The following is a 23,725-nucleotide window of genomic DNA, read 5'->3' on the forward strand; positions in this document are numbered from 1 at the left end:
ACCCAAATCAAAAATTTAATTCAAATTATATATAAAATTGTTTAATATGTATATCTTTGTTTAAGAAATAAGAACTCAAATGGAAAACTACGTAAAGCAAGCTCATTGGGCTAGCTATGTCCTCTTATGTGGGCTTATTCAGCTCATACCATCAGGGATCATCGCAAATAACGACCCAAAAGTACAAATTATTGGCAGGCATACCATTGTTTTAGATGCCGGGCATGGTGGAAAAGATTGTGGGGCAAAAGGTCGGATTGCGCAAGAAAAAGACATAACATTAGCTGTCGCCAGGAAACTATCAGAATTGTTAAGTCATTGGATGCCTAACACCGATGTTTTGCTTACGAGGGAAGAAGATAAATATCTTGAGTTGCATGAAAGGACAGCAGTGGCCAATAATCTGCGGGCGGAATTGTTTATTTCTCTACACTGTAATGCTAACTCCTCACCACATGCACATGGTACAGAAACCTATATCATGGGATTGCATAAGTTAAAGGAGAACCTGGAGGTTGCGAAGCGGGAGAACTTATCCTACAATAAGGATCCAATCATGACTTTCGGGCATGACAATGATGCAGATTTTATCATGCTTTGTAATTTCCAAGATGCTAACCATGAGCAAAGTAACCAATTGGCAACACTATGTGAATCTACATTTAGGTATAAGCATCCGGGAGGGAGCAGAGGGGTAAGACAGGCCGGATTTATGGTCTTGCACCAGGCTGCCATGCCAAGTGTTCTGATAGAAATGGGCTTTATTTCTAATCCGGAGGAAGAAGCGTACCTGGTTTCTGAAAGTGGTCAAAATGAATTAGCTGAAATGATTGCGGATGGGATCCTGGCCTATTTCATGCAACTTGATGAACCAAAGTTGTTGACTGCTGAAAGCAATTCCATGCCAAAAAAATAAATTTGCATATTGAATATCAGCAAGGAATTCGTCAAGGTTTACGAAAATTAGGTGTAAGCTTCAAAATTGGATTATTTTTGAGTTTTTAAACTGCTTTAGCTTTGAAAATTTCATCCGAAACTAAGATTGGTCTACTTACCGCAGTGACTTTGGCAATATTGATCATTGGTTACAGATTTTTAAAAGGAAGCAATCTTTTTGATCGGTCCAAAATTTATTATGCTGTATTTAAGGATGTCCAGATGCTGGATGCCTCGGCACCGGTGTTGGCACGAGGAATTAAAGTTGGAACGGTTATAAAAGTTGAATTAAAATCTGAGAATCCTGATTCTGTTGTGGTCACATTGGATGTTAAGTCCAAAATAAAATTGCCTCAAAGTTGTAAAGCAGTTCTGATTTCTACCGGCATCATTGGAGGCAAGGCAATAGAATTAAGATTTGATCATCATTGTTTGGACGACTGTGTACCAAATAAGTCCTATTTAAACACAGAGGTTCAATCCTTGCTGAGCGGAATGTTTCCTAAGAATGAATTTGAAGAATATACCAAGTTGCTGAGTGCTTCATTAGATACCTTATTCAACTCTACCGGAGTTAAAACGGAATTCAATGTTGCGGCACAGGATGTCAAAGCAACATTACATAATCTTGCCAAGATTTCAGCGCAACTTGAAGCAGTCTTGAGTGCGTCTTCCAATCATATCCAAAAATCTTTAAAAAACGTAGATGCATTGACTACCTCATTGGCATCCGATTCCAAAGCCATATCACAGAGTTTGGAGAATATTTCCGTAATCACAAAACAGGTAAAAGAATCTGATCCCGGTAAATTGGTTAAGGATGTCAATACAACGATCAATCATTTGGATCAAACATTAGCCGAGGGTAAGAAATCTATAACACAGTTGAATCAAGTCCTGTCACAAATTGAACAAGGAAAGGGCAGTTTGGGAAAATTGATCAATGATCCAACATTATACAAGAATCTTGAAAAAACCAGCAAAAACCTTGAGTATTTGTTGCAAGACATGAGGTTAAATCCAAACCGGTATATTCATATTTCGGTTTTTGGTTCTAAAAACAAACCTTATGAAAATCCTGTCGCAGATCCAGTAGATAAATAACGACGAAAAGGCATCGTTAAAAATCCTCTAAAAAATTTCCTGAGGTCAAATTTTAAATTCCTGTGGGCTTAAATTAGATCAGGATGTTATGTTATTCAATTTAATGCCACCATTACCTTCCTCATTGGTAAGCCAGCTTAAGTAGTAATCAGGATCTTCAATCCCAACTGCAAATTCAGTCATTAAAAGGGGTTTGAAAGTATCGACCATTACGGCCAATTCTTTTGTTTCTTTAGCACCAATACTTTTTTCTACCGTACCGGGATGTGGACCATGAGGTATGCCGCCCGGATGCAGAGTGATCATTCCGCGTTCAACATGTTTACGGCTCATAAAATCGCCATCCACGTAATAGAGAACTTCATCGCTGTCTATATTGCTGTGGTTGTAAGGTGCAGGAATAGAAAGTGGGTGATAATCATAGAGGCGTGGGACAAAGGAGCAAATGACGAAATTCCGCCCATCAAAAGTCTGATGTACCGGTGGGGGTTGGTGTACCCTCCCAGTAATGGGTTCAAAGTCATGAATGGACAAGGCAAACGGGTAAACAAATCCATCCCAACCTACCACATCAAACGGGTGACCAAGATAGTGGTATGGATATATGTTGTCTTGTTTTTTTATGTATAAAAGAAAATTTCCTTTTTCGTCATGCGTTTCCAGATCGACAGGTTTGCGAATGTCTCTTTCACAAAAAGGAGAATGTTCTAAAAGTTGACCAAAACTGTTCCTGTAACGTGTTGGAAAAGTTATTGGGCCTGCAGATTCTACTATCAATAGACGATTATCAGCATCATCGAAATGAAATTGATAAATGGTGCCTCTGGGGATTACCAGATAATCGCCATAAGAAAAGCGAATTTGGCCATAAATTGATTTCAGTACGCCATTGCCCTGATGAATAAAAACCACTTCATCTGCATCGGCATTTTTAAAAAAATAACTATTCATGCTTTGAGACGGGGCAGCAAGACTAATCTTACAATCCTCATTGACCAAAACGGGTTTTCTGCTTTTTAAATAATCAGCTTCGGGAGTAATGTTAAATCCCTTAAGACATCTGTGTTTAAGTTGTTTGTCGTGAATAGTTTTTGGTGCAAAAGAGAACGGTTCATCCACCTGGACTATTTGTGTTGGGGGATTATGATGATAGAGAATTGAATACAGGTCAGAAAACCCTTCGGTTGAAAAAAGTTGTTCACTGAAGAGGCCGCCATCTTTTTTTCTAAATTGGGTATGTCTTTTGTGCGGAATTTCTCCAAGCGTATGATAATGCATAAAGTTTATTTTACCATGCAAAAGTAGCAATTAATCCTCCAAGTTAGTATCCAAACGAAGGATTGACTTTATGTAGCGAACTGATTTTTTGTTATTGGTGCTGGCTGAGATACAGTATCTTATCTTTGGGAAACAATTAAGAGACAATCATGGAAAATAAGGAATTAGCTTCTCTGTTTAATGAAATGGCCGGACTTATGGAGTTGCATGGTGAAAACGAATTTCGTATCAGGACATATGCCAATGCTTATTTGAATTTAAGAAAGCTGGATGTTGATCTTTCCGAAAAGACATTGGCAGAACTCATGGAAATCCAAGGAATTGGAAAAACCATTGGTGAAAAAATACTCGAAATAAATTCAAAAGGGAGTTTTGACGCACTTGAACAATTGAGGGCTAAAACTCCGGAGGGAGTAAGAGAAATGATGAGCATAAAAGGAATCGGACCCAAGAAGCTCAAGGCAATATGGAGGGAGATGGAAATTGAGAATCCGGGAGAATTGCTATATGCATGTAAAGAGAACAGATTAGTACAATACAAGGGCTTTGGTATAAAGATACAAGAAGACTTAATAAAAAGTCTTGAATACTTTAAGTCAAATCAGAATTCATTCTTGGGATCTTATGCCTTAAGTGAGGCTGATAAAATGGAAAAAATTTTGCGAGCAATGAATCCACAGTTAAAAATCATATTGGTGGGTGAACTTGCAAGAGCTCATGAGATCGTCCAAAAAATTAGTTGGTTGATCGATCAGGAAATACAAATGTGTCCGGAGGAGTTATCCATTATTTCAAAAGACCAGAATGAAATAAATGGATTATGGAATGGAATTTTGCCGGTACAGTTTATCCTATATAAAGAGCCTTTAGACGCCTATGCACTATTGTCTCATACCGGAGGATCGGCAGCATTTTATTCTTACCTTGAGTTAAAGCCCAGCCATTCTACAATTTTTGATGAACGAGAATATTTCAGAAGCATCAATAAATCCTATATACCTGCTGAATGCAGAGATCTTGATGATTTCAGCTTATTTAAAGAGGAGGAACTCATTGAGGAAGGGGACATTAAAGGGGTAATTCATAATCACAGCACATACAGCGATGGATTATACAGCATTGCGGAAATGGCGAAAGAGTGCATTAAGTTAGGTTATTCCTATTTAGTAGTTTCCGATCATTCCAAATCTGCAGGTTATGCGAATGGTTTGTCCATCGAACGGGTGGAGATGCAGTGGCGTGAGATTGACCAATTGAACATTCAGTTGGCACCATTTAAAATTTACAAATCCATAGAATCAGACATACTTTCAGATGGTTCCTTAGATTATGATGCTGATTTATTGGCGGGATTTGATTTGGTAATTGCCTCTATACACAGTAATCTAAAGATGAATGAAGACAAGGCAATGCTAAGACTAATAAGAGCCATTGAGAATCCGTATACAAGAATACTTGGCCATCCAACAGGAAGATTGTTATTGTCCAGACCGGGATATCCTGTTGATTATAAGAAGATGATAGATGCATGTATCTCCAATGATGTGGTGATTGAGTTGAATGCCAATCCCATGAGGCTGGATTTAGACTGGCGCTGGATTCCTTATGCCCAGGATAGGGGAGCCATCATTTCGATCAACCCGGATGCGCACAATTTAAAGGGTATAAGAGACATAAGATTTGGTGTGCAAGCGGCAAGGAAAGGTGGGTTAAAAAAAATAAATTGTTTGAATTTCAAGGATTTAGCCGAATTTGATCGGTGGGTTTTGGCAAAATCACAGAATTAAAAAAACATTAACATACCGTTTGGTAAAGGATAAATTTCATTTGATGGAGTCATGATAATTTTACATCCGAATTATAAAATGATCATAATTAAAATTTAATAGAACATGAAAAATCAGAATTTTTTGAGTTTGGCATTTTTTGCGATACTCCTTTCCGTTGTTGCATGCAAGAATGATGGTGCATCAAACCAAAGTGCGACTACAGATCCTGCTGTTGCCGGAACAGTAGCAAATCCAGGTGATGTTGCCAATCCTGCGGGCGAAGCTACACCAGCTGCTCCAACTGGTCCAACTACCACAGTTGAATATGAGACTATGGTATATGATTTTGGTGAAGTTAAAGAAGGAGAGCATGTAAAATATGCATTCAAATTTAAAAACACAGGTAGCGAGCCATTGGTAATATCCGATGCAAAAGGAAGCTGTGGGTGTACTGTTCCTGATTGGCCAAGAGAGCCTATTGCACCTGGTGCTTCTGCAGAAATTAAAATTGATTTTGATTCTAAAGGAAAAGGTTCTGATGATGGATCAAAGCAAACCAAGAGAGTTACAGTTACAGCTAACACGAATCCTGCTCAAACTTACCTGACTATTTCAGGTGTTGTTAAGAAGGATCCAAACGCTAAACCAGCAACTCCAGGTACATCTGCTAATTAAGAGATTTGAAATAGTTTAATAAAAGAATAAAGCTCCTGAATTATTCAGGAGCTTTATTTTTTTAGATTAAATTCAAAAGATATCATTTTTTTGTTGGGTTTATGAAGTCCTATTTTTCTTTAGTAAAATTCAGCCATACGGTTTTTGCTTTACCATTTGCGTTGATTGGTTTTTTTGTTGCAGTGAATAATCATGAGCTTCAACCAGTCCAATATAAAATACTTGCTTTAATATTGGTCTGTATGGTGACGGCAAGAAATGCAGCCATGGCGTTCAACCGATGGGCAGACAGATTTATAGATCAAAAAAATGAACGTACTGCATTAAGAGAAATTCCCAGTGGTGCAGTTAGTTCGAGGTCCGCCATTATTTTTATAATGATCAATGTTGTTTTATTTATACTCAGTGCATTTTTTATCAATCCACTTTGTTTTTATCTTTCCCCGGTAGCTCTATTTATTGTTTTTGGTTATAGTTACACCAAAAGATTTTCCTGGTTATGCCATGTGTTTTTAGGATTAGGACTTTCGTTGGCTCCGATAGGTGCATACATAGCTGTCACTTCACACATAGCTTTACTGCCTTTGCTTTATGGATTTGCGGTGATTACCTGGGTTGCGGGATTTGATGTTCTTTATGCCTTACAGGATATTGAATTTGACCGGAAAGAAAAATTGTATTCTATTCCAAGTCGATTTGGATTAAAGAAGGCCCTTGCAATTTCTTCTGTACTTCATTTCGTCTGTGCCTTATGTATTTTGTCATGTTCTTTTATTCTCTACCGGGATTACGGGTTGGAATATTGGATGATGACAGGAGCAGCGGGATTTATTTTCCTTTTGATTTATCAGCATGCAATTATATCCAACAACAGGCTGGATCGAATCAACCTTGCATTTTTTACGACCAATGGAATTGCCAGTATATTTCTGGCAACCTTTACTATTCTTGATTTTTATTATTGATTTCTAAGAAACGCCAACATTTTATTCACCGCAATGGTGCGATGACTGATGGAAATTTTAATTTCTTCACCCAGTTCGGCAAAACTCTGGTCAAAGCCATTAGGAATAAAAACAGGGTCGTATCCGAAGCCTTTTGAACCGGAAGTGCTATTTGCAATGGAGCCTTCAATGATTCCTTCAAAATAATATATTTCACTCCGCCAAATCAAAGCTATTACAGTTCTAAATCTGGCTTTCCGATTTGATTCCAGTTGCATTTTATGCAACAACAGATTCATGTTGTCAGAAGAATTTCTTTGAGGTCCGGCATATCTTGCTGAAAAAACTCCAGGTTCATTATTCAAACAATAGACCTCAAGTCCTGTATCTTCGGCAAAGCAATCCAAACCGGTGCGATGGTGGACATATTCTGCTTTAATCTTAGCATTAGCTTGCAGGGTATCTCCGGTCTCAGGTATGTCTTCCAGAATATTAAGGTCCGTTAGATTTATCAGTTCAATATTTTTTGGCAGGATGGATTTGATTTCGCTGCTTTTATGCTGATTTGCACTTGCGAATACAAGTTTTTTCATGACATATTTTTTAAGGACTTAAGCGCAAGCCAGAGCATTTTTTTTTGTACATCCTGACCATTGTACATCGGTACGGCAAGGGCAAAAAGTATTCTTAAATGGTTAATGGTATAAGTTTTATGAAGTTCTTCGAATCCATTTAACATCAATTGAGACGGCTTGATGCCGAAGGCAATAATGTCCAATTTATTTTCTTCTGACAATTCTTTAAGTGGAAAGTAGGTATCCTCATTTAGTTCAATCAATGAAGTATTTTCATTTTGCACAAGTTTTACAGAAGCAAGGATTTTAGATAAGAACTCCATGTGCGTCTGGTCGTCGAGTACATTTTTGGAAATCAAAACAATATTCTGAAATTTTGGTTTATTATTAAGTGAAACCAAATCTAATTCTGGAACGTTATAGTATTTAAGTATGTTGTTAAATTTTTCCAAGGTTAAAATTATTTTATTAAATGGCTAATTGGCCGGTATAAAAGTAAAGTTTTATCTACATTTGTAAAAAACCAATCTATGCATAAGACAATTAAGATTTCCAAAACCAAAGAAAGCAGACTTGCGGAAGTTGATTTCAACAACATTCCATTTGGCAAAGTGTTTGCGGATCATATTTTTGTTGCTGATTTTGATGGAAAAGAGTGGAAAAATTTTGAAATATGTCCTTTGCATAAGATACCATTTCATCCTGCTACGATGGCCTGGCATTATGGTCAAGCGATTTTTGAAGGCATGAAAGCAAGTATTTCAGATGATGGAGTTCCCCTTTTATTCAGGCCGGAGATGCATGCCAGAAGATTAAATGAGTCGGCAAAACGAATGTGCATGCCTGAATTTCCTGAGGATATATTTATAGAAGCTTTAAGCCAATTGTTGATCATCGATAAGGATTGGATTCCGAGAGATGAGGAGAGTGCCTTGTATATAAGACCTGTTATGATGGCAACGGATGAATTTGTTGGGGTTAAATCTTCTGAAACATTTAAACTAATGATCATGACCTTGCCTTCTGGTCCATATTACAGCAAGCCGGTTAGTTTGTTGGTAGAAGAGCATTATGTCAGAGCCTGTGATGGTGGGGTAGGAGAAGCGAAGGCAGCAGGAAACTATGGTGCAAGTCTTTATCCAACCATGTTAGCCAAGGAAAAAGGCTATGATCAGGTTATGTGGATGGATGCGAAAGAGTTCAAGTATGTTCAGGAAGTGGGTACCATGAATATCTTTTTTGTTTTAAAAGATGTAGTATTGACACCGAATCTAAGCGGTACGATTTTGAAGGGTATAACCCGAGACAGCCTTATCACATTAATGAAAGAAAAAGGGATTAAGGTAGAGGAAAGACCTGTCAGTATGGAAGAAATTTATGCTGCATACAAAGAAGGATTGTTGCTTGAGGTATTTGGTGCGGGTACTGCGGCTGTTGTTGCCAATGTTTCCAAAATTGGATATAAAGGTGAGGACATCCTTCTGAATGCGGAACACTGTGATCTTTCAAAATACCTTAAATCTACCATTAATGGTTTAAGGAAAGGTCGATTATCAGATACACATCACTGGATTCATCCAGTGGCGGAGGTTGTAGCTGTTGGTTAAAAATTACATTTAAAAGTTTAGATATCGTTTTCAAACGGAAGGCCTATTATTACCCATACTATGTGGCAAAAGTATTATAAGTATGTTATTGGCTTTCTCTTGTGCTCCTTGGTTATTCTTGTCCTGGGATATTTTAGTGAAGTTGTAAGTTATGTATTAATCAGTTGGGTTATCAGCATGATTGGAGAACCTATCATGAATTTTCTATTGGTCAAGTTTAAATTACTACGTTTTTCTTTTGGAAAATCTGTCTGTGCTTTATTTACCATATTTTTGATATTCTTTATTGTTGGCGGCGTATTGTATCTTTTTATTCCTATCGTCATTCAGCAAGCTGTTGTACTGTCCAAGGTTGATTTTAACAGTATCTCTTCTGCACTGCAAGAGCCCATAGAAAAAGTGAATGCCTGGTTGCGTTCTTTAGGCTTGGAGCCGGGAGCCAGTGCGGCAGATCAGGTGAAAGGGCTGGTAGGTGAATATTTTGATCCTGCGCATATTAGTGCATTTTTTGGAACATTATTGGGGCAGGCAGGGAATATTCTGATCGGTGTTTTTTCGATTATTTTTATTTCATTTTTTTTTCTTAAAGAGCGGGGACTTTTTACCAAGATGGTTTTGGCTTTGGTACCCACAGGTACAGAATCAAAAGTAAGAGATGTCATACAGGACATTAGTGCTTTGCTGACTAAATATTTTGGTGGTATAGTCCTGCAAATGACGATATTAATGGTTCTAATTTCCAGTTTGCTGGGATTGATAGGTATAAAGAATGCCATGTTGATCGCGTTCTTTTATGGTATCATGAACATCATACCTTACTTAGGTCCATTAATTGGCGCTGCATTTGGATGTTTGTTGACTATTTCTTCCAGTCTGGACATGAATTTTTATCAACAGACCATTCCATTGTTGATTAAGGTTTTGTTGGTTTTTAGTATTGTTAAACTATTGGATGATTTCATTGTCCAGCCATATATTTTTTCTAAAAGAGTTCAAGCCCATCCTCTTGAAATTTTTCTTGTTATCATGATTGGTGCAAGGGTTAATGGGATCTTTGGGATGATTTTAGCAATTCCCACTTATACTATTTTCAGGGTTATTGCGAAGGTTTTTCTGAGTGAGATCAAGCTGGTTAGAAAAATAACCGAAGATCTGGAAACTGAATCATCAAAACTTGACTAAATTGCACATCCAATTTCTTTTACTTCCTAATAATTTTCAGCCATGAACCTCCTTGACGATATACAAAATTCATTTTACAATTTGATGCAATCCTTCATCATGTACATTCCGAGCCTGATCAATGCGGTTCTGATCTTATTGGTTGGTTGGGTAATTGCGAAAATTATTCAATGGGTCATTCTGCGGTTGAGTCATGCTATGGGTATAGATAATCTGGCTAAAAAATCCGGAGTGCACAGGTTTCTTGAGAAGCGTGGTGTAAAAAATGGTTTTTCAGGAATACTGTCCAGGATCTGTTTCTGGGCGATTATGTTAATTGTATTGGTGAACTTTTTTAATCATTTGGGACTTGAGCTCGTTTCGGATTTATTGAATCAGTTATTGATGTTCATTCCGAATGTCCTCATCTCCTGTGTGCTGATTATTATAGGGTTTTATCTTGCTGAATTTGTCAGTAGCCTTGTATTTAGTAGTCTTGAAGAAAGTAATTTTGAAAACCCTGATCTAATAGGGAAGTTGGTTTTTTACAGTATTGCATTTTTTACGGTAGCTATTGCACTTACGCAAATGGGCATTGGGGAAACCATAATTACCAATATTGTAAGTATTTTCTTTGGAACCATTGGGCTGGCATTGGCGATATCCTTTGGGCTAGGAGGTAAAACCTGGGCAGAAGACATCATTAAGAGGTACTTTTACGCCGATCCAAAAGACCCGGACCAAGAGTCTTAATTTGGGTTTAGGAGAAGGACGAGGGATTATTCAGCAGCTATTTCGGTATGCTTGAATTCCAATAAAATTTCAAAAGGGATAATCCTAAGTACGTCTTTATTGCAGGATTCTAAAATAACCGAAGGGGCCATACCCGCTTCATAAGCTTCAACCCATCTTAATGCACACAAACACCAACGGTCACCTGGCCTTACCCCACTAAAGGAGAACTCTGGTCTAGGGGTGCTCAGGTCGTTTCCTTTTTGTTTAGAAAAATCAAGAAATTCCTTTGAAGCTACGATACAAACAGTATGCATTCCCAAATCTTCCTCACCCGTTGTGCAACAACCATCACGATAAAACCCTGTCAAAGGTGAAATACTGCAGGTCATTAAAGGATTTCCAAATACATTTTTAGGTTCGAGCTCCATGTCTTGTATAATATTATTAAATTAAATTACAATATATCAATAATTTTGCGTTCTATTTGTTGTGGTTTAATCAATTAAATTGAAATTAACTTATGAAATTATTTTACTATTTAGTTTGTATTTCTTTGTTTACCGGCTCTTGTGTGAGTTCCAAAAAATATAAAAACTTACAAGCAGAGCAGGAAGAATTAAAATCTGCACTTCAAAAATGCAAGGAATCCGTTGCAGAATGTCAGTCGTCCAAGGAAGATATTGTGCTAGAATACAAAACAAGGATTAATGATATAAGTAATGCCAATTCAGCCAAGGATGGTAAAATCAAGGGGCTCGAAGAGCAAATGGAGTATTTGAAGAAAAATAATAACAATCTTTTGGATAGATTATCTGATTTGTCTGTGGTGAGTAAGGCCGGTGCAGAAAGTATCAAAAAATCACTGGATGCAATGAATGAAAAAGACAAATACATCAAAGATCTTACTTCATCTATGTCAAAAAAGGATTCCACCAATTTAGCTTTGGTGATGAATTTGAAAAGGTCACTCAGTGATGTAAATTCCGATGATGTGAATATTGAAGTTAAGAAGGGAGTTGTATATATTTCTTTATCAGATAAAATGCTATTCAGGAGTGGAAGTGCGGTAATCAATGAACAGGCAGGCAGCGTATTAGAGAAAATAGCAAAAGTGGTGAATGACCATAAAGAGCTCGACATTCTCGTAGAGGGGCATACCGATGATGTTCCTATTAATACGGATTGCATTGCAGACAATTGGGACTTGAGTGCTAAAAGGGCTACTTCTGTGGTTCGTCTTTTACAAAAGAAATATAATGTAGATCCTTCCAGGATGACGGCAGGTGGTAGATCTGAATATAGCCCTAAGTCAATTAATGCATCTTTAGAGGGAAAGAAGGCTAATAGGAGAACAGAGATAATTATACTCCCTAAATTGGATCAGTTTTTTAAATTAAATGAACCAATAAAGTAAGAAAGCAATCTTGCAGATTTCCAAAAACTATGAATTATTGCTCAGAAAATTCCTGTTTTCTCAAGAATTTTTCATCGGTTAAAGTATGGAGGAACAGGATGATTTTTTTTTGTTGGTCTAAATTTATTTGGAGTCCCGGTTTGTTATGCACCACTAAATTTGAATCCAGAGTAGGAGATGCACTTATTCCGGTGGTGTAATGATTGAGTACATCTTCCAATGAATTTAGAGAGCCATCGTGCATGTAAGGAGCTGTTTTTGCAATATTTCTTAAACTGGGAACTTTGAATTTTCCTAGATCATTTGGAAGAAGAGATATTTCATATCTGCCTTTATCCTCCTGATGATTAGAAATCATTCCATTGTTTCTAAAACTAAAATCACTAAATAGCTCTCCGCTATGGCAGCTTGCGCAATGTTTATCAAACAATGCCTTTCCTTCCTTTTCTTCCAGGCTGAGTGAAGGTCCTTCAGCTCTCATAGCAAGATCATATTTGCTGTCTGCTGAAATGAGTAGTGCCATAAATTGAGTCATCGCCTGAAGAAATCTGGTTGAGTTTATAGTGGTGTCTCCAAAAGCACTTTCAAACATTATTGGATATTCTTTATGTAATCTCAATTTATTTAAAACATTAGGTAATGTTTCATCCATTTCAACAGGATTTTGAATTGGATTTATTGAAATCAGGTCAATGTGAGCTACTCCGCCATCCCAAAAAAAACTATTCTGCCAAAGTAAATTTTGAACCGGAAGCGCATTCCTTCTGCCAAGCAAATCATTTATTCCGTGGCTAACATCATGTCCGTGATGTGTAAATGCAGAGCCTTGATTATGACAACTTCCGCAAGAAATTGTATTGTCTTTTGATAGTAAAGGGTCATAGAATAATTTTCTGCCAAGTTCAAAACCAGCTTTGGTGATATTTAAGTCTTCAATTTTTTGAACAGGAGCAGGAAAATTGGATGGAATCTTTAATCCTAGCCATTCAGGTTCATTATTTTTTTGGCAAGAGATCAGCAATGAAATAAAAAGAAGGCAGCTCATAAAAAGTCTCATAAAATTCATTTAAAATAAAACAAGGAGGACGATTTAAGTCCTCCTTGCCGGATAGAAATTAATTATGAATATGATCCAAAGTAAACATGTCTGCAAAGTTGTTAGCAATGATTGATGAATATGGGTTCACCATAACCGTTGGATATTGAGCTACACTTACAGTTGTTGGAGTTTTAAACATTTCCATGATATCCACTTTAAGGTGAAAGTTTGGAGATATATTGCTTCTTACGGTTGCAACATCACCATGGTGATCATGGATGGATACGGATTTAATATTGTTTATGGTAGGGGAATTCAGGCCACCAAATAAGCCAATGTGGTATCTGAATCTTCTTGTATTGGAGTTTGTATCCAATGGGGCCTGTGGAGATGTTCCTTCTGCTTTTACAAAAATATATCCACTGTTCCAGGCCCAATACATACCTGCTGCTTCTCCGGCAGGGTCAAGAGCTCCAATGCGTTCTGAAGCAGGGCTAACACTTTTAAGACTATCCACACCAATGATAAATCTAAGTTCTTTGTAGTCTCCGGCAGGAATGTTGTTTAAACTGATTTCGGGGTTAGATCCGCCGTCTTCCTTAATTAAAAAGTAACAGCTGTCTTTAGGTACCACATAAATGCTGCCATCATTTCTCACCAAGGAGAAATTGCTTACGAAATAATTGAAAGTGGAAAAATTCATGGTTTCACCATTTTCATTTATATAATCCTTGTTTAGTAAAAGTGGATTTCCATTTGCGCGGTTGTCGAATTCAACAGTTACAGTCCCGGTTCCAACAATATTATCTTCTGATTTATCACAAGAGGTAATAGTTGAGAAGAGCAAAATTGAAGAAATAAAAAATATGGATTGAAATATTTTTGTTTTATAAGTTTTCATGATTTAATGTTTAAAAAATTAATTGTTAAATAAATAAATAAATTGTGCATTTATCCGGGGATAAGCACGAGTTTGACCTTGATTAAGAGATTGTGTGATTGGGGTTTGCACGTTTAATCCGAATGAATAATTATTATTTAGAAATAAATTTATTCCGGCATTGGCCCAAAGGATATTTCCTCCTGTAAATTCCACATGGATATTTTTCTTTGTATCTACTTCTCCGTTCTCGATATCCACTCCCAATTGTGGAACCAGACTATATCCGGTTTTGTTCCACCAATGCAATATCTTAATGGAAGATGTAAGTCGATTTCCGAATTTATACTGTTTGTTGTTTTCAGTATTTAGACGGCCACTTAGATCAAGTGTAGCGCCCCAGTTATTCTTACGGATAAGATAATTCACATTAGCGACAAAGTCAAAAGTGCCTGTTCCGGGTTGCAATCCCGGAGGTAAGGTATTTTGATTTTTAATTAGATTACTATTGCCCACAGGAAATTTAACTCCTCCACCAATGATAAGATTTTGATTAAGATTAGATTTTTTGGATTTGAGGACAATCCAATGAGTCATTAACATTGCATCACCGATGTTTGACGTATTTATACTTTCTGAGCCTTCTTTTCTTGAAAGAATGTGGAAGGGAAGGATTGCCGTAAACATGATTTTTGATTTAAGAATATACCGCCCCCATATTTCACTTGTAAATAAAATATCAGAGCCAGAAATACTTTCATCCGGATGCGTTGAGTGGTACCTAGAATAGTTTGTCCGCAAACCGATCAAATGGTATCTGTTATCCGGTAAAATGCTTAGGTAATTACCCTGAGAAGTACAGCCACATATATCACAAGCTTTGACTATCTGTATGGTAGATAGCAAAACGATAAAAATCGCAATGCGCATTTTATTAAATTTAAAAATGAAAAATTGAGAACAATAATCGAAATTCCGACTTAGCGAGATGCCATTTCAAACCGGAACAATAATCATTGCCGATGTATCCAAGATAAGAATACCCTGGTCTTTAAATTAAACTTTAAGGATGGAAGGGGGGTGAAAAATATCCATATAGTGACTGGATCGATGTTCTTCCATGTAGCCAAAGTTGCGTACAAGGCCGTATGCATTCCAAAAGACCATCTCATCAAAATGAACCGATTCAATGGTCTCAAAGGGTGATAAATCCGATTCTGACCATTTACCCGAACTTTTGTCTGTCAATGGAACATTTTCCTGATCGTATAACTTCAACAACACGGACAAACGGCATTTGCCGTTACATTTTTTCTCTGTCTTAAATTTATTGATACAATACCTGGCCGTAATCTCTGCTCTGTTCATATCCCAACTGATAAAGGTTCCTAATTTAAATAAACCAGGCAGTAAGAGGGTAAGCAATAAACCGAAAACAACAACAGTCTTCATATGTCAGCGACAAAAGTAAGGAAATCGGTAAAAATCCTAATGATTATTGTCAATACTATATAAGACTTTCATCATTTCTCTAAATAATTTGCTTTGTGATTGTTGTTTAGAATTATAGCGGAATGAATTATTTATTTGTCCATTCATAATAATTATGGTCCTGATCCAAATTAAATCCCGTCTTAATGTATAGATTATTTCCTATAAAATTTGTTTTCGCAGTTTCCAATGTTAAGGCGCATGCCCCAGTGTCCAAACATAGTTTCTTTGCTGCATCGATTAGCATTACCGATACTCCTTTGCCACGATGAATATCCTCCACATAAAGATCATTTAACAACCAAAGTCTTTTCATTCTGGTGGAAGAAAAAAGGGGATATAATTGGGTGAATCCAATTGCGGTTCCGGATGATGTAAGTGCCAAGAATATCTCAGATTCATTTTTGGTCATTCTGTCTTTTAAGAATTTCTGAGCTTCTTCAATATCAGATGGATAATTATAGAAAATTCTATATGCATCAAAAAGTGGGGATATCCTGTCAAGATCAGATAATTCAGCTTTTTTTATATTATACATCTATTATGTTTTTATTAATTATACAGATATGTATTGAGTAGACACCATTTTCAAATAGAATGGTTTGCTTCTAGATTTTTTATTTTAAAGGAGAAATTCAACAATAATTTTTTGATTTGCTATTTGTATTTATACGAATTCCATACACCAGGAATGGTCAGAAAATCTCTCTGGTCTGAATTTCTGGATATTTTGTTAAGCTAATTATGGATCTCAAATTATATTATCCATTTATCTGATCTCTTTGGCCGGTCTGTCCGGTTGTTTAAATGCCTTTGATTTCAGTAATAATTTAATTTCCTCGATACCTTTTTCCAATTGCGGATCAATGCCTTTTGCCATGGCGCCGAGGTCCTCTTCTACGAGAATATCCGGTTCAACGCCATGTCCTTCCTTAAACCACGTACCATCAGGGTTATACATTCTAAAGGTTGGAACGGTAATGCCACCTCCATCGATAAGTGATGGAACTCCGCTTATGCCAATCAAGCCTCCCCAAGTTCTTGCACCGATAAGTGGACCAAGTTTTTTCTTTCTAAAATAATCTGGAAATGCATCACCGCCTGACCCACTCCATCCATTTATCAACATTACTTTAGGGCCAAAATTTGCATAGGGTGGCCATGGCCAGGTATTACCATCTCTGATGGCCCAAAACGCAAGGGGTTCCCGATTTAAAACTTCAATAAAACGGTCAGGAATTTGTCCACCATTGTTAAAACGCTCATCTATGATTAAAGCTTTCTTGTTCCATTGAGCAACAAATTGCCTAATTAATTCGCTTTGTCCATCCGTACCTGTGCTTCTGACATAAATATATCCTACCTCTCCATTAGTAGCTTCATCTACTCTTTTTCTATTGCTTTCGATCCAGGCTAAATGTCTTAATCGTGACTCATCTGACATGGCTTGAACCAGGACAGTCTGAGCTCCATTCCATTCCGGTTTTGAATTGTAAGTGAGTTCAATGGTTTTTCCTGCAAGTCCCTGGAAATAAGCAAAGGGTTCAGTGGCGGTGTTCAATGGATTTCCATTTACGGCGAGGATAAAATCACCTTCTTTTATCGATAAACCCGGGGCATCCAGGGAGGATCTAATTTCTGCATCCTGTGCGCCAGCCTTAATAATTTTTCCAATTTTGTAATAACCCTTATCCTGCGTCCAATTGATTCCTAAGTATCCGACGTCTTTTCTTTTTGGAGATTCTTCCACGCCACCTCCGCGATAGGTATGGGAGGCATTCAATTCCCCAATCATTTCTCCAAGAATGTAATTCACTTCTTCTCGTGACATGGCACTTTCCAAAAGTTTTAAGTATTGTTTTTTTACTTTATCCCAATCTACACCATGCATATTTTCATCATAGAAATAGTCTCTTTCAAATCTCCATGCATCCATAAATAATTGTTGCCATTCTTCTTTAGGATTGATGAAGGTTTCCATTTCATTTACACGGAGTTTTTTGTCTATTTTTTGTCCCTCTTCCACTTTAAGTACAGCCCAACTCCCTTGTTGGGAAACAAGCACTTTTTTACCATCAAAAGAAAGTTTATAAGAATTTATGCCTTCCAGGATTGTCTTCTCTTCTCTGGATTCTATATCAAAATATTTGAGTGAGGATTTTTCAGTTTTTGCAGATCCTGTATTAGGAGATTTAATGTACACTAATTTGCCATTTGCAGCACTCGGGTTTGAGTAGTTTCCTGCAGGAAGTGGCAATAGGAATAATCTTCTTTCGATTTCTTCAAAATCAATTTGCAACACTGCAGATTCCTCAGGTTTAATCTTCTTTTTCTTTTTTTCTTTAGTTGAACTCGCTGTTGAATCCGTTACTTCTTTTTTAGGTTCATCGACTTTGATTAGGACTGTATCATTTTTTGGAAACAAAAAAGAAGGAGTATTCTTAGCCAAAGAAATCGCTGCTAATTGGGTGGAATTTGGATAGACGAAAGTGTTGTCATGATCGCTGTAAATGGGTTCGAAGGATTGATTCGTAAGCAGGTAAAGATATTTACCTTCCGGATCAAAACTTGGATACGAACAATCATAATATCCACTGGTAACCTGATTCGTTTTTTTATTGGGCAGATCATAAATGAAAATCGCATTGTGTGAATTTTCCAAATCTCTGAAGTATGCCAGATATTTACTGTCAGATGACCAGGAAGGGATAAAACTTTCTAATGGCCAATGCGCCCAACTTAGCGCTTTGTCCACTAAAAGCATTGATTTTTTTTCCACATCAAAAATCATGATTTGCATTGCTTTATCTATAAAAGCTAATTTTTTACTATCGGGTGACCAAAAAATTTGATATCGGAATCCCTTGCCAAGGCTGGTCAATTTTATGGGTTCAACAAATTCATCTAAATTTTTAAGATACAATTCATATTCTCCGGTTGCGTCTGACCAATAGGCTATTGATTTACCGTCGGGTGACCAAGCAGGGTATCTTTCGGCAGCAGAGGACGACCTGGTCAAATTTTTAACATATCCATTTTCAGCAGGTAAAGTGAAGATTTCTCCTCTTGCTTCCACAAGTACCCTGTTTCCATCAGGAGAGATGGTAGTATGCGCAATAAATTTTTCCGCTGACTCATAAGAAGGTCTAACTAAATTTTGGTCATTGATCAGATTAACTTTAATATCTCTAATCTTATGGTCTTTCAAACTTAATAAATGAAGTTTTCCTTCAGCCTCAAAAACAATTTCAGAAGGACCAATAGATGGGTGGTGCACGTCATACGATTTATAAAAAGTCAATTGCACTCTTGATTGCGTTTTTAGATCATACTTCCATAAGTTCATTCTTTTTTCTGGTCCATTGTCAGAGAGGAAATAAATTGATTCGTTGTGCCACATTGGAAATTCTTCACCCGCATCGATATTAGATGAAATGTTTTGAGATTTTTTCTCTTTAAAATCATAGATATAGATATCAGCAACGTCACCACCACGGTAGCGTTTCCAGGTACTGAAAATTGTTGAACGAAAGACCAAGGCCATTTTGTCACCGTTCGGGGAATAGGTTCCAAATTCAGCATATGCTAAGGGCAGTTTGGAGGCTGAGCCCCCTGTATGATGAATGGTGTAAAATTGATTAAATCTTTCTTTTTCACTCTCCCTACCAGATGCGAACAGGATTTGCTTTCCATCCGGATGCCAATCCACCACCCGATCAAAATAACTGTGATAAGTAAGCCTTACCGGAGCACCTCCCTGAGTAGGTATAACGTAGACCTCATTATTACCATCGTAATTACCAGAAAAGGCAATCATTTTTCCATCTGATGAAAACTTTGGGAATGATTCAATTCCTTTAGGCGAACTCAGTTTTTGAGCTGTCCCACCTTCTTTTGGCATCAACCAAAGGTCATTGGCATAGGTAAATACTATGTGGTCCGCAGAGACATCCGGAAACCTGAATAATCCGGCATCTATTTGAGCATAAATGGCTGGAGATCCAGCAATTATTAAAAGCCAAATGCATTTTTTTACAAAAGTTGACCACATTGGTTTATTATTTGTCTGATAAAATGAGTTCATGTAATTGGTTTGTAAAACAAAGATATAAATTAAGAACGAAGGTGTTCGTAGATTGTTTAAAAATAGGAAAAATCGTGTTTTGATTTAAGTTTAAAATGACTAGGCGGACACTTGAATTTCAATGATCAGGTGATGGGCAATAAGCTGTATGGTCAGATTTTATTATTTGAATCCTTTAGCAATCTTCAGGAGATTATTTGGTTTACATGAGTAAATTTCATTTTAAAAAGGACTCAAATAATTATCGAGAAGTTAATATGAGTTTATATAAAATAATTACCTTCGAAAGGCAATATATGTTATGATTAGTTGATTATTTAAAATTATTCGTTTACTTTTAATCATCTGCAGAAGTTATGAAAGGAATCCAGTTGTATATATTAATTGGTACTGCGATTGTGTCTATCTATTTTCTTTATTTGGGCGCTGTCAATCTATTTGTATACTTTGCAAACCGGTCTATGGGACATCATGAATCCTTTCTTGCAAGTGGGAGGAATCTTTCAATTGGTGGAATTTTAGCCTTGTTGGTGGTTGGATCTTATTATTTATTAAAGAATCCAAACTATGCCAGACTTGGGGCAATTTTATTGTATTTACCTATTGGCCTGGTTTTGTTATATGCCATTTGGGCATTAATTATTATAGTTTCTGCCGGAGGAAGGTGGAATTGATTTGTAAACCGACTGCGGTCGACATTTTAATATTTATGCATTTGTTTGTTTAAGAAGTACAATTTTACGAAATGGGATTTTTTTCAAAGACTGTTTTCTTTGCCCTATTTGGGGTAGGAGGACTATTAAGTATCTTTTATTTTTTTAATGCTGTTAATCTTATACACAGTATAATTTTTATCGGTAGTGGAAAAAAGTCGGAGGCGATTATTTTTTTATGTGCAACTTTGGTTGAGGTGGTTGGACTGTATTTTGCTTATACCAACATGACCAATTCGGGTGAATATGCAACGGCAATTGGTATTTTAATTGCATCCATAGTCCTGTCCATTGTAGTAGTCTTTATTGGATTATTCTTTTTTAATGGACCTTTACATTGGCAGTAGATGATTTTTTTACAAAAATTATTGTATTACTGTTTGATGCTAATTACGGCATTGTTAAGCTTGTTTTATATGAAGGAGGCATTATTGAATAGACGACCGGATGAAAACTTTTTTCGGATGAAAGAGGCTTTAGGGTTGGGGTCTATTTTTGTTTTCTATTTGTTGTACAAGGCTTATCAGTTTGGAGAACAGCAGGGTAAATTTGGCCATGGGTTATTGTATATATTAGGTTCCTGGTTATGCTGGGCGGTAATCGTTGGAATGATTTTTATCCTCGGCAAGTTTCTGCAATAATTGATATACTTCTAAGGTGTAATCTGTAAAGGGATTAGTTTAATTTTTAAAAACATTCCGTGTTTCGTTTAGAAACAATAAAACACGGATTGCTTTTAAAAGACCATAATTATTCTACAAATATTCAAAGGTTTAAATAAGCAAAACAATCCTCTTCAAGAAAAAATTTAAGCATCCATAATTGGAGAGGAAATATTTTTTCAAAATATAAATCCAGATCTACATTATATATTTATCTATCTTCTGAATTATCCTTTTTTATTTGCTATCACTTTAAATCCACGATTTTTCATCAAAGCATTTGAAGTTGGATCATGACCACGAAATTTTCTATAGGCGGTAGCTTCATCTATTGTGCCGCCAATGCTAAACACATTTTCGTACAATCTTTTTGCCACTTCTTTATCGTATGGACCCTTGCCTTCTACAAATGCCTCGTAGGCATCCGCGCTTATAACATCTGACCATAGGTAACTATAATATCCTGCTGAATAACCATCATCAGCAAAAATGTGACCGAAGTGAGGAGTACGGTGTCTCATCACCATTTCTGCAGGCATATTCATGGCAGTCAAGGTTTCTTTTTCGAAGACATCCGGATCAATTTTAGTGGAACCAGCAAGGTGCAATTTCATATCAATGAGTGCACTGGAAAGATATTCCACAGTTGCAAAACCTTGATTGAAAGTTGCGGCGTTTTTAATTTTGGTTAGCAATTTATCCGGAATAGTTTCTCCTGTTTTATAATGGAGTGCATATTTCTGTAATACCTCAGGTGTAGATAGCCAACGTTCCATAATTTGCGATGGGAATTCGACATAATCTGTAGCCACACTTGTGCCGGACAGAGATGGGTATGTTACATTGGAATTAAGACCATGCAAAGCGTGTCCGAATTCATGGAATAAGGTCTCTGCATCATCCCAGGAAATTAAAATAGGTTCATCCGATTTGCCCTTAATGAAATTACAATTGTTGGATACAATGGTAGTGATGTCCCCATTAAGTTTCTCCTGATCTCTATAGGCCGTCATCCAAGCTCCAGATCTTTTACCTTTTCTCGCATAAGGATCAAAATACCAAAGGCCGATTTGCTGTCCGCTTGTTTTATTGGTTACTTTGAATACCCTTACATCTGGATGGAAAACCGGAACATCATTGACTTGTGTAAATTCTAAATTGAACAATTCTCCAGCAACAAAAAACATTCCTTCGCGAAGTTTTTCCAACTGTAAATATTGTTTTACCTCATCCTGGTCCAGGTCGAATTTTGACTTTCTGACTTTTTCAGCAAAGTAACGATAGTCCCAAGGTTCGATTTTAATTTTTGCACCTTCTTTATCTGCCAGTGCCTGCATGTCCTTCACTTCTTCCTTTACTCTTTGAACTGCAGCCGGCCATACGGATTCTAATAATGCCATGGCTTTTTCAGGAGTCTGTGCCATTTTATCAGCCAATCTCCAATGAGCGTGCGTAGGGTAACCTAAAATTTTAGCTCTTTCTGCTCTGAGTTGTAGAATTTCCGTGATGATTGCATTATTGTCATTTGCATCTCCATTGTCCCCTCTGTTGATAAACATACGCCAGGCTTTTTCCCTTAATTCTCGATTGTTTGCATAGGAAAGGAAAGGTTCAATAGAAGATCTGGTGTTTGCAATGATCCAGGAGCCTTTTTTGTTTTTGGCATTGGCAGCTTCTGCAGCAGCATTTTTTACGCCTTCAGGAAGGCCGTCCAAGTCTTTCTCAGAAGTCAATTCTAAAAATTTGTCTCCTTCGTCAGCCAATTGATGTTGACTGAATTTGGTAAATAATCCAGCAAGTTGCTGGTTGATCTCAGCAACTCTTTTTTTATTGGTAGAATCTAATTTAGCACCAGCTAAAACATAATTTGTGTAATATCTCCAGACCAGTCTCTGCTGTTCAGGACTTAAATTTTGTTTTTCTGGAGAATTATAAACCGATTCGATTCTCAGAAACAAGGGTGTGTTTTGGATGATGGAATCTGAAAAAGCAGCAAGTTTAGGTTCAATGGTCGTTTGGACGGCTTCCATTTCCGGAGTGCTCATATTGGAAGTCCAGACGTAGTATATGGATTGAACTCTTTTGAGGGTGTTGCCGGTTTTTTCAAGTGCTTCGATGGTATTTTGAAAAGTTGGGGCTTCAGGATTACCTGCTATTTTAGCAATTTCATTGCTTTTTTCCATCATACCGATTTCGAATGCCGGTAAGAAATCAGCCACTTGTATTTTATCAAAGGCCGGTACCCCATTATGAGGTCCTTCCCATTTTTGGGTAAGAGGGTTTGCAGTTGGAGCCGGAGCCTGAACTTTTTTTTCATTACTCGAAGTACAATTGTCAAAAATCATAGTCATCAAAATTACGGCAGTTAGAGCCTGGAATGGTTTAAACATATTCGTTTGTTTTTATTAAATAGGCTGTAAAATTACGAATTTCTTTCCTATTTACTTGTCAACTGTTTGGACAGAGGAAATGGATTAGATTTTTTATCCATCTTGATGGTTGATGACAATACCGGATCAAGTTACCATTTACAATATGCTGATTAGAAGGAGATCGAAAATTTATTAATCCAATTATTTCAAAATTCAGAAAGAAAGTGTCAAAAATGTTTGACATGTTTCTACAAGCAAAGTCTAAAAAGCAAAGGCACAGCTATTT

Annotated in this window: 23 protein-coding genes; 12 read left to right on the forward strand and 11 right to left on the reverse strand. The window is 36.9% G+C overall.

Annotated features, from left to right (window positions below):
- The first annotated feature begins 79 nt into the window (after positions 1–79).
- Positions 80–916 (forward strand): N-acetylmuramoyl-L-alanine amidase, encoded by an 837-nt coding sequence (locus tag IPJ83_06025; GenBank protein MBK7880102.1) that lies wholly within the window; start codon positions 80–82, stop codon positions 914–916.
- 101 nt (positions 917–1,017) lie between these two features.
- Positions 1,018–2,040, forward strand: a complete 1,023-nt coding sequence (locus tag IPJ83_06030; GenBank protein ID MBK7880103.1) for an MCE family protein — start codon at positions 1,018–1,020, stop codon at positions 2,038–2,040.
- 78 nt (positions 2,041–2,118) lie between these two features.
- Here IPJ83_06030 and IPJ83_06035 read toward each other — a convergent pair whose 3' ends face one another.
- Positions 2,119–3,318 (reverse strand): homogentisate 1,2-dioxygenase, encoded by a 1,200-nt coding sequence (locus tag IPJ83_06035; GenBank protein ID MBK7880104.1) that lies wholly within the window; start codon positions 3,316–3,318, stop codon positions 2,119–2,121.
- Between the two features lie 149 nt (positions 3,319–3,467).
- Here IPJ83_06035 and IPJ83_06040 point away from each other — a divergent pair, with 149 nt between their 5' ends.
- The 3 genes from IPJ83_06040 (at position 3,468) to IPJ83_06050 (ending at position 6,727) form a co-directional block, all read left to right on the forward strand.
- The gene (locus IPJ83_06040) at positions 3,468–5,105 is read left to right on the forward strand and encodes a DNA polymerase/3'-5' exonuclease PolX (GenBank protein ID MBK7880105.1); all 1,638 of its coding nucleotides are present in this window, start codon (positions 3,468–3,470) and stop codon (positions 5,103–5,105) included.
- A gap of 105 nt (positions 5,106–5,210) precedes the next feature.
- Positions 5,211–5,762, forward strand: coding sequence for a DUF1573 domain-containing protein (locus tag IPJ83_06045; GenBank protein MBK7880106.1), 552 nt, complete (start codon positions 5,211–5,213; stop codon positions 5,760–5,762).
- A gap of 101 nt (positions 5,763–5,863) precedes the next feature.
- On the forward strand, positions 5,864–6,727 hold the full coding sequence (locus IPJ83_06050) for a UbiA family prenyltransferase (GenBank protein MBK7880107.1): 864 nt from the start codon (positions 5,864–5,866) through the stop codon (positions 6,725–6,727).
- Here IPJ83_06050 and rdgB read toward each other — a convergent pair.
- Positions 6,721–7,299, reverse strand: a complete 579-nt coding sequence (rdgB, locus tag IPJ83_06055; protein MBK7880108.1) for an RdgB/HAM1 family non-canonical purine NTP pyrophosphatase — start codon at positions 7,297–7,299, stop codon at positions 6,721–6,723. The two genes, IPJ83_06050 and rdgB, sit on opposite strands and share 7 nt — an antisense overlap.
- Positions 7,296–7,733, reverse strand: coding sequence for a hypothetical protein (locus IPJ83_06060; GenBank protein MBK7880109.1), 438 nt, complete (start codon positions 7,731–7,733; stop codon positions 7,296–7,298). The genes rdgB and IPJ83_06060 overlap by 4 nt, the downstream gene beginning before the upstream one ends.
- Positions 7,734–7,811: 78 nt before the next feature.
- Here IPJ83_06060 and IPJ83_06065 point away from each other — a divergent pair, with 78 nt between their 5' ends.
- Genes IPJ83_06065 through IPJ83_06075 form a run of 3 tightly spaced genes read left to right on the forward strand, consistent with a single transcriptional unit; the run spans position 7,812 to position 10,802 of the window.
- The gene (locus IPJ83_06065; GenBank protein ID MBK7880110.1) at positions 7,812–8,888 is read left to right on the forward strand and encodes a branched-chain amino acid aminotransferase; all 1,077 of its coding nucleotides are present in this window, start codon (positions 7,812–7,814) and stop codon (positions 8,886–8,888) included.
- Between the two features lie 60 nt (positions 8,889–8,948).
- Positions 8,949–10,070, forward strand: coding sequence for an AI-2E family transporter (locus IPJ83_06070; protein ID MBK7880111.1), 1,122 nt, complete (start codon positions 8,949–8,951; stop codon positions 10,068–10,070).
- Positions 10,071–10,112: 42 nt separating this feature from the next.
- Positions 10,113–10,802 carry a hypothetical protein gene (locus IPJ83_06075; protein ID MBK7880112.1) on the forward strand — a complete coding sequence of 230 codons (690 nt, stop codon included), beginning with the start codon at positions 10,113–10,115 and terminating at the stop codon, positions 10,800–10,802.
- A 26-nt stretch (positions 10,803–10,828) separates the two neighbouring features.
- On the opposite strand, the gene IPJ83_06080 is transcribed toward IPJ83_06075, so the two are convergent.
- Positions 10,829–11,212 carry a DUF2237 domain-containing protein gene (locus tag IPJ83_06080; protein MBK7880113.1) on the reverse strand — a complete coding sequence of 128 codons (384 nt, stop codon included), beginning with the start codon at positions 11,210–11,212 and terminating at the stop codon, positions 10,829–10,831.
- Between the two features lie 92 nt (positions 11,213–11,304).
- On the opposite strand from IPJ83_06080, the gene IPJ83_06085 reads away from it, so the two are divergent.
- The gene (locus tag IPJ83_06085) at positions 11,305–12,198 is read left to right on the forward strand and encodes an OmpA family protein (protein MBK7880114.1); all 894 of its coding nucleotides are present in this window, start codon (positions 11,305–11,307) and stop codon (positions 12,196–12,198) included.
- A 34-nt stretch (positions 12,199–12,232) separates the two neighbouring features.
- Here the strand turns inward: IPJ83_06085 and IPJ83_06090 are convergent, their stop codons facing one another.
- The 6 genes from IPJ83_06090 to IPJ83_06115 all read right to left on the reverse strand — a co-directional run bounded on the left by IPJ83_06090 (position 12,233) and on the right by IPJ83_06115 (position 19,659).
- Positions 12,233–13,243, reverse strand: a complete 1,011-nt coding sequence (locus tag IPJ83_06090; protein ID MBK7880115.1) for a c-type cytochrome — start codon at positions 13,241–13,243, stop codon at positions 12,233–12,235.
- 70 nt (positions 13,244–13,313) lie between these two features.
- A complete protein-coding gene (locus IPJ83_06095; protein MBK7880116.1) occupies positions 13,314–14,138 on the reverse strand; it encodes a hypothetical protein in 825 nt (274 codons plus the stop codon).
- A gap of 18 nt (positions 14,139–14,156) precedes the next feature.
- On the reverse strand, positions 14,157–15,047 hold the full coding sequence (locus IPJ83_06100; protein ID MBK7880117.1) for a hypothetical protein: 891 nt from the start codon (positions 15,045–15,047) through the stop codon (positions 14,157–14,159).
- A 126-nt stretch (positions 15,048–15,173) separates the two neighbouring features.
- A complete protein-coding gene (locus IPJ83_06105) occupies positions 15,174–15,569 on the reverse strand; it encodes a hypothetical protein (GenBank protein MBK7880118.1) in 396 nt (131 codons plus the stop codon).
- Positions 15,570–15,696: 127 nt separating this feature from the next.
- The gene (locus IPJ83_06110) at positions 15,697–16,146 is read right to left on the reverse strand and encodes a GNAT family N-acetyltransferase (GenBank protein MBK7880119.1); all 450 of its coding nucleotides are present in this window, start codon (positions 16,144–16,146) and stop codon (positions 15,697–15,699) included.
- 231 nt (positions 16,147–16,377) lie between these two features.
- Positions 16,378–19,659 (reverse strand): PD40 domain-containing protein, encoded by a 3,282-nt coding sequence (locus tag IPJ83_06115; protein MBK7880120.1) that lies wholly within the window; start codon positions 19,657–19,659, stop codon positions 16,378–16,380.
- 389 nt (positions 19,660–20,048) lie between these two features.
- On the opposite strand from IPJ83_06115, the gene IPJ83_06120 reads away from it, so the two are divergent.
- The 3 genes from IPJ83_06120 (at position 20,049) to IPJ83_06130 (ending at position 21,046) form a co-directional block, all read left to right on the forward strand.
- Positions 20,049–20,366: a hypothetical protein gene (locus IPJ83_06120; GenBank protein ID MBK7880121.1), complete on the forward strand. Its 318-nt coding sequence runs from the start codon at positions 20,049–20,051 to the stop codon at positions 20,364–20,366.
- Positions 20,367–20,437: 71 nt separating this feature from the next.
- Entirely contained in the window at positions 20,438–20,752 is a 315-nt protein-coding gene (locus IPJ83_06125; GenBank protein MBK7880122.1) for a hypothetical protein, read from the forward strand.
- Positions 20,753–20,821: 69 nt separating this feature from the next.
- A complete protein-coding gene (locus IPJ83_06130; protein MBK7880123.1) occupies positions 20,822–21,046 on the forward strand; it encodes a hypothetical protein in 225 nt (74 codons plus the stop codon).
- Between the two features lie 248 nt (positions 21,047–21,294).
- Here the strand turns inward: IPJ83_06130 and IPJ83_06135 are convergent, their stop codons facing one another.
- Complete coding sequence (locus IPJ83_06135; protein MBK7880124.1) at positions 21,295–23,418, reverse strand: M3 family metallopeptidase; 2,124 nt, start codon at positions 23,416–23,418, stop codon at positions 21,295–21,297.
- Positions 23,419–23,725 lie beyond the last annotated feature (307 nt).

Origin of the sequence: Candidatus Vicinibacter proximus (assembly GCA_016713905.1) — a bacterium.
GTDB classification, from domain to species: domain Bacteria; phylum Bacteroidota; class Bacteroidia; order Chitinophagales; family Saprospiraceae; genus Vicinibacter; species Vicinibacter proximus.

Coding starts and splice junctions, on each gene's coding strand:
- IPJ83_06105 (MBK7880118.1), bottom strand. CDS start 15,569: ATGAAGACTGTTGTTGTTTTCGGTTTATTGCTTACCCTCTTACTGCCT.
- IPJ83_06045 (MBK7880106.1), top strand. CDS start 5,211: ATGAAAAATCAGAATTTTTTGAGTTTGGCATTTTTTGCGATACTCCTT.
- IPJ83_06075 (MBK7880112.1), top strand. CDS start 10,113: ATGAACCTCCTTGACGATATACAAAATTCATTTTACAATTTGATGCAA.
- IPJ83_06025 (MBK7880102.1), top strand. CDS start 80: ATGGAAAACTACGTAAAGCAAGCTCATTGGGCTAGCTATGTCCTCTTA.
- IPJ83_06125 (MBK7880122.1), top strand. CDS start 20,438: ATGGGATTTTTTTCAAAGACTGTTTTCTTTGCCCTATTTGGGGTAGGA.
- IPJ83_06110 (MBK7880119.1), bottom strand. CDS start 16,146: ATGTATAATATAAAAAAAGCTGAATTATCTGATCTTGACAGGATATCC.
- IPJ83_06135 (MBK7880124.1), bottom strand. CDS start 23,418: ATGACTATGATTTTTGACAATTGTACTTCGAGTAATGAAAAAAAAGTT.
- IPJ83_06070 (MBK7880111.1), top strand. CDS start 8,949: ATGTGGCAAAAGTATTATAAGTATGTTATTGGCTTTCTCTTGTGCTCC.
- IPJ83_06115 (MBK7880120.1), bottom strand. CDS start 19,659: ATGTGGTCAACTTTTGTAAAAAAATGCATTTGGCTTTTAATAATTGCT.
- IPJ83_06095 (MBK7880116.1), bottom strand. CDS start 14,138: ATGAAAACTTATAAAACAAAAATATTTCAATCCATATTTTTTATTTCT.
- IPJ83_06130 (MBK7880123.1), top strand. CDS start 20,822: ATGAAGGAGGCATTATTGAATAGACGACCGGATGAAAACTTTTTTCGG.
- IPJ83_06090 (MBK7880115.1), bottom strand. CDS start 13,243: ATGAGCTGCCTTCTTTTTATTTCATTGCTGATCTCTTGCCAAAAAAAT.
- IPJ83_06065 (MBK7880110.1), top strand. CDS start 7,812: ATGCATAAGACAATTAAGATTTCCAAAACCAAAGAAAGCAGACTTGCG.
- IPJ83_06120 (MBK7880121.1), top strand. CDS start 20,049: ATGAAAGGAATCCAGTTGTATATATTAATTGGTACTGCGATTGTGTCT.
- IPJ83_06085 (MBK7880114.1), top strand. CDS start 11,305: ATGAAATTATTTTACTATTTAGTTTGTATTTCTTTGTTTACCGGCTCT.
- IPJ83_06080 (MBK7880113.1), bottom strand. CDS start 11,212: ATGGAGCTCGAACCTAAAAATGTATTTGGAAATCCTTTAATGACCTGC.
- IPJ83_06050 (MBK7880107.1), top strand. CDS start 5,864: ATGAAGTCCTATTTTTCTTTAGTAAAATTCAGCCATACGGTTTTTGCT.
- rdgB (MBK7880108.1), bottom strand. CDS start 7,299: ATGAAAAAACTTGTATTCGCAAGTGCAAATCAGCATAAAAGCAGCGAA.
- IPJ83_06035 (MBK7880104.1), bottom strand. CDS start 3,318: ATGCATTATCATACGCTTGGAGAAATTCCGCACAAAAGACATACCCAA.
- IPJ83_06040 (MBK7880105.1), top strand. CDS start 3,468: ATGGAAAATAAGGAATTAGCTTCTCTGTTTAATGAAATGGCCGGACTT.
- IPJ83_06100 (MBK7880117.1), bottom strand. CDS start 15,047: ATGCGCATTGCGATTTTTATCGTTTTGCTATCTACCATACAGATAGTC.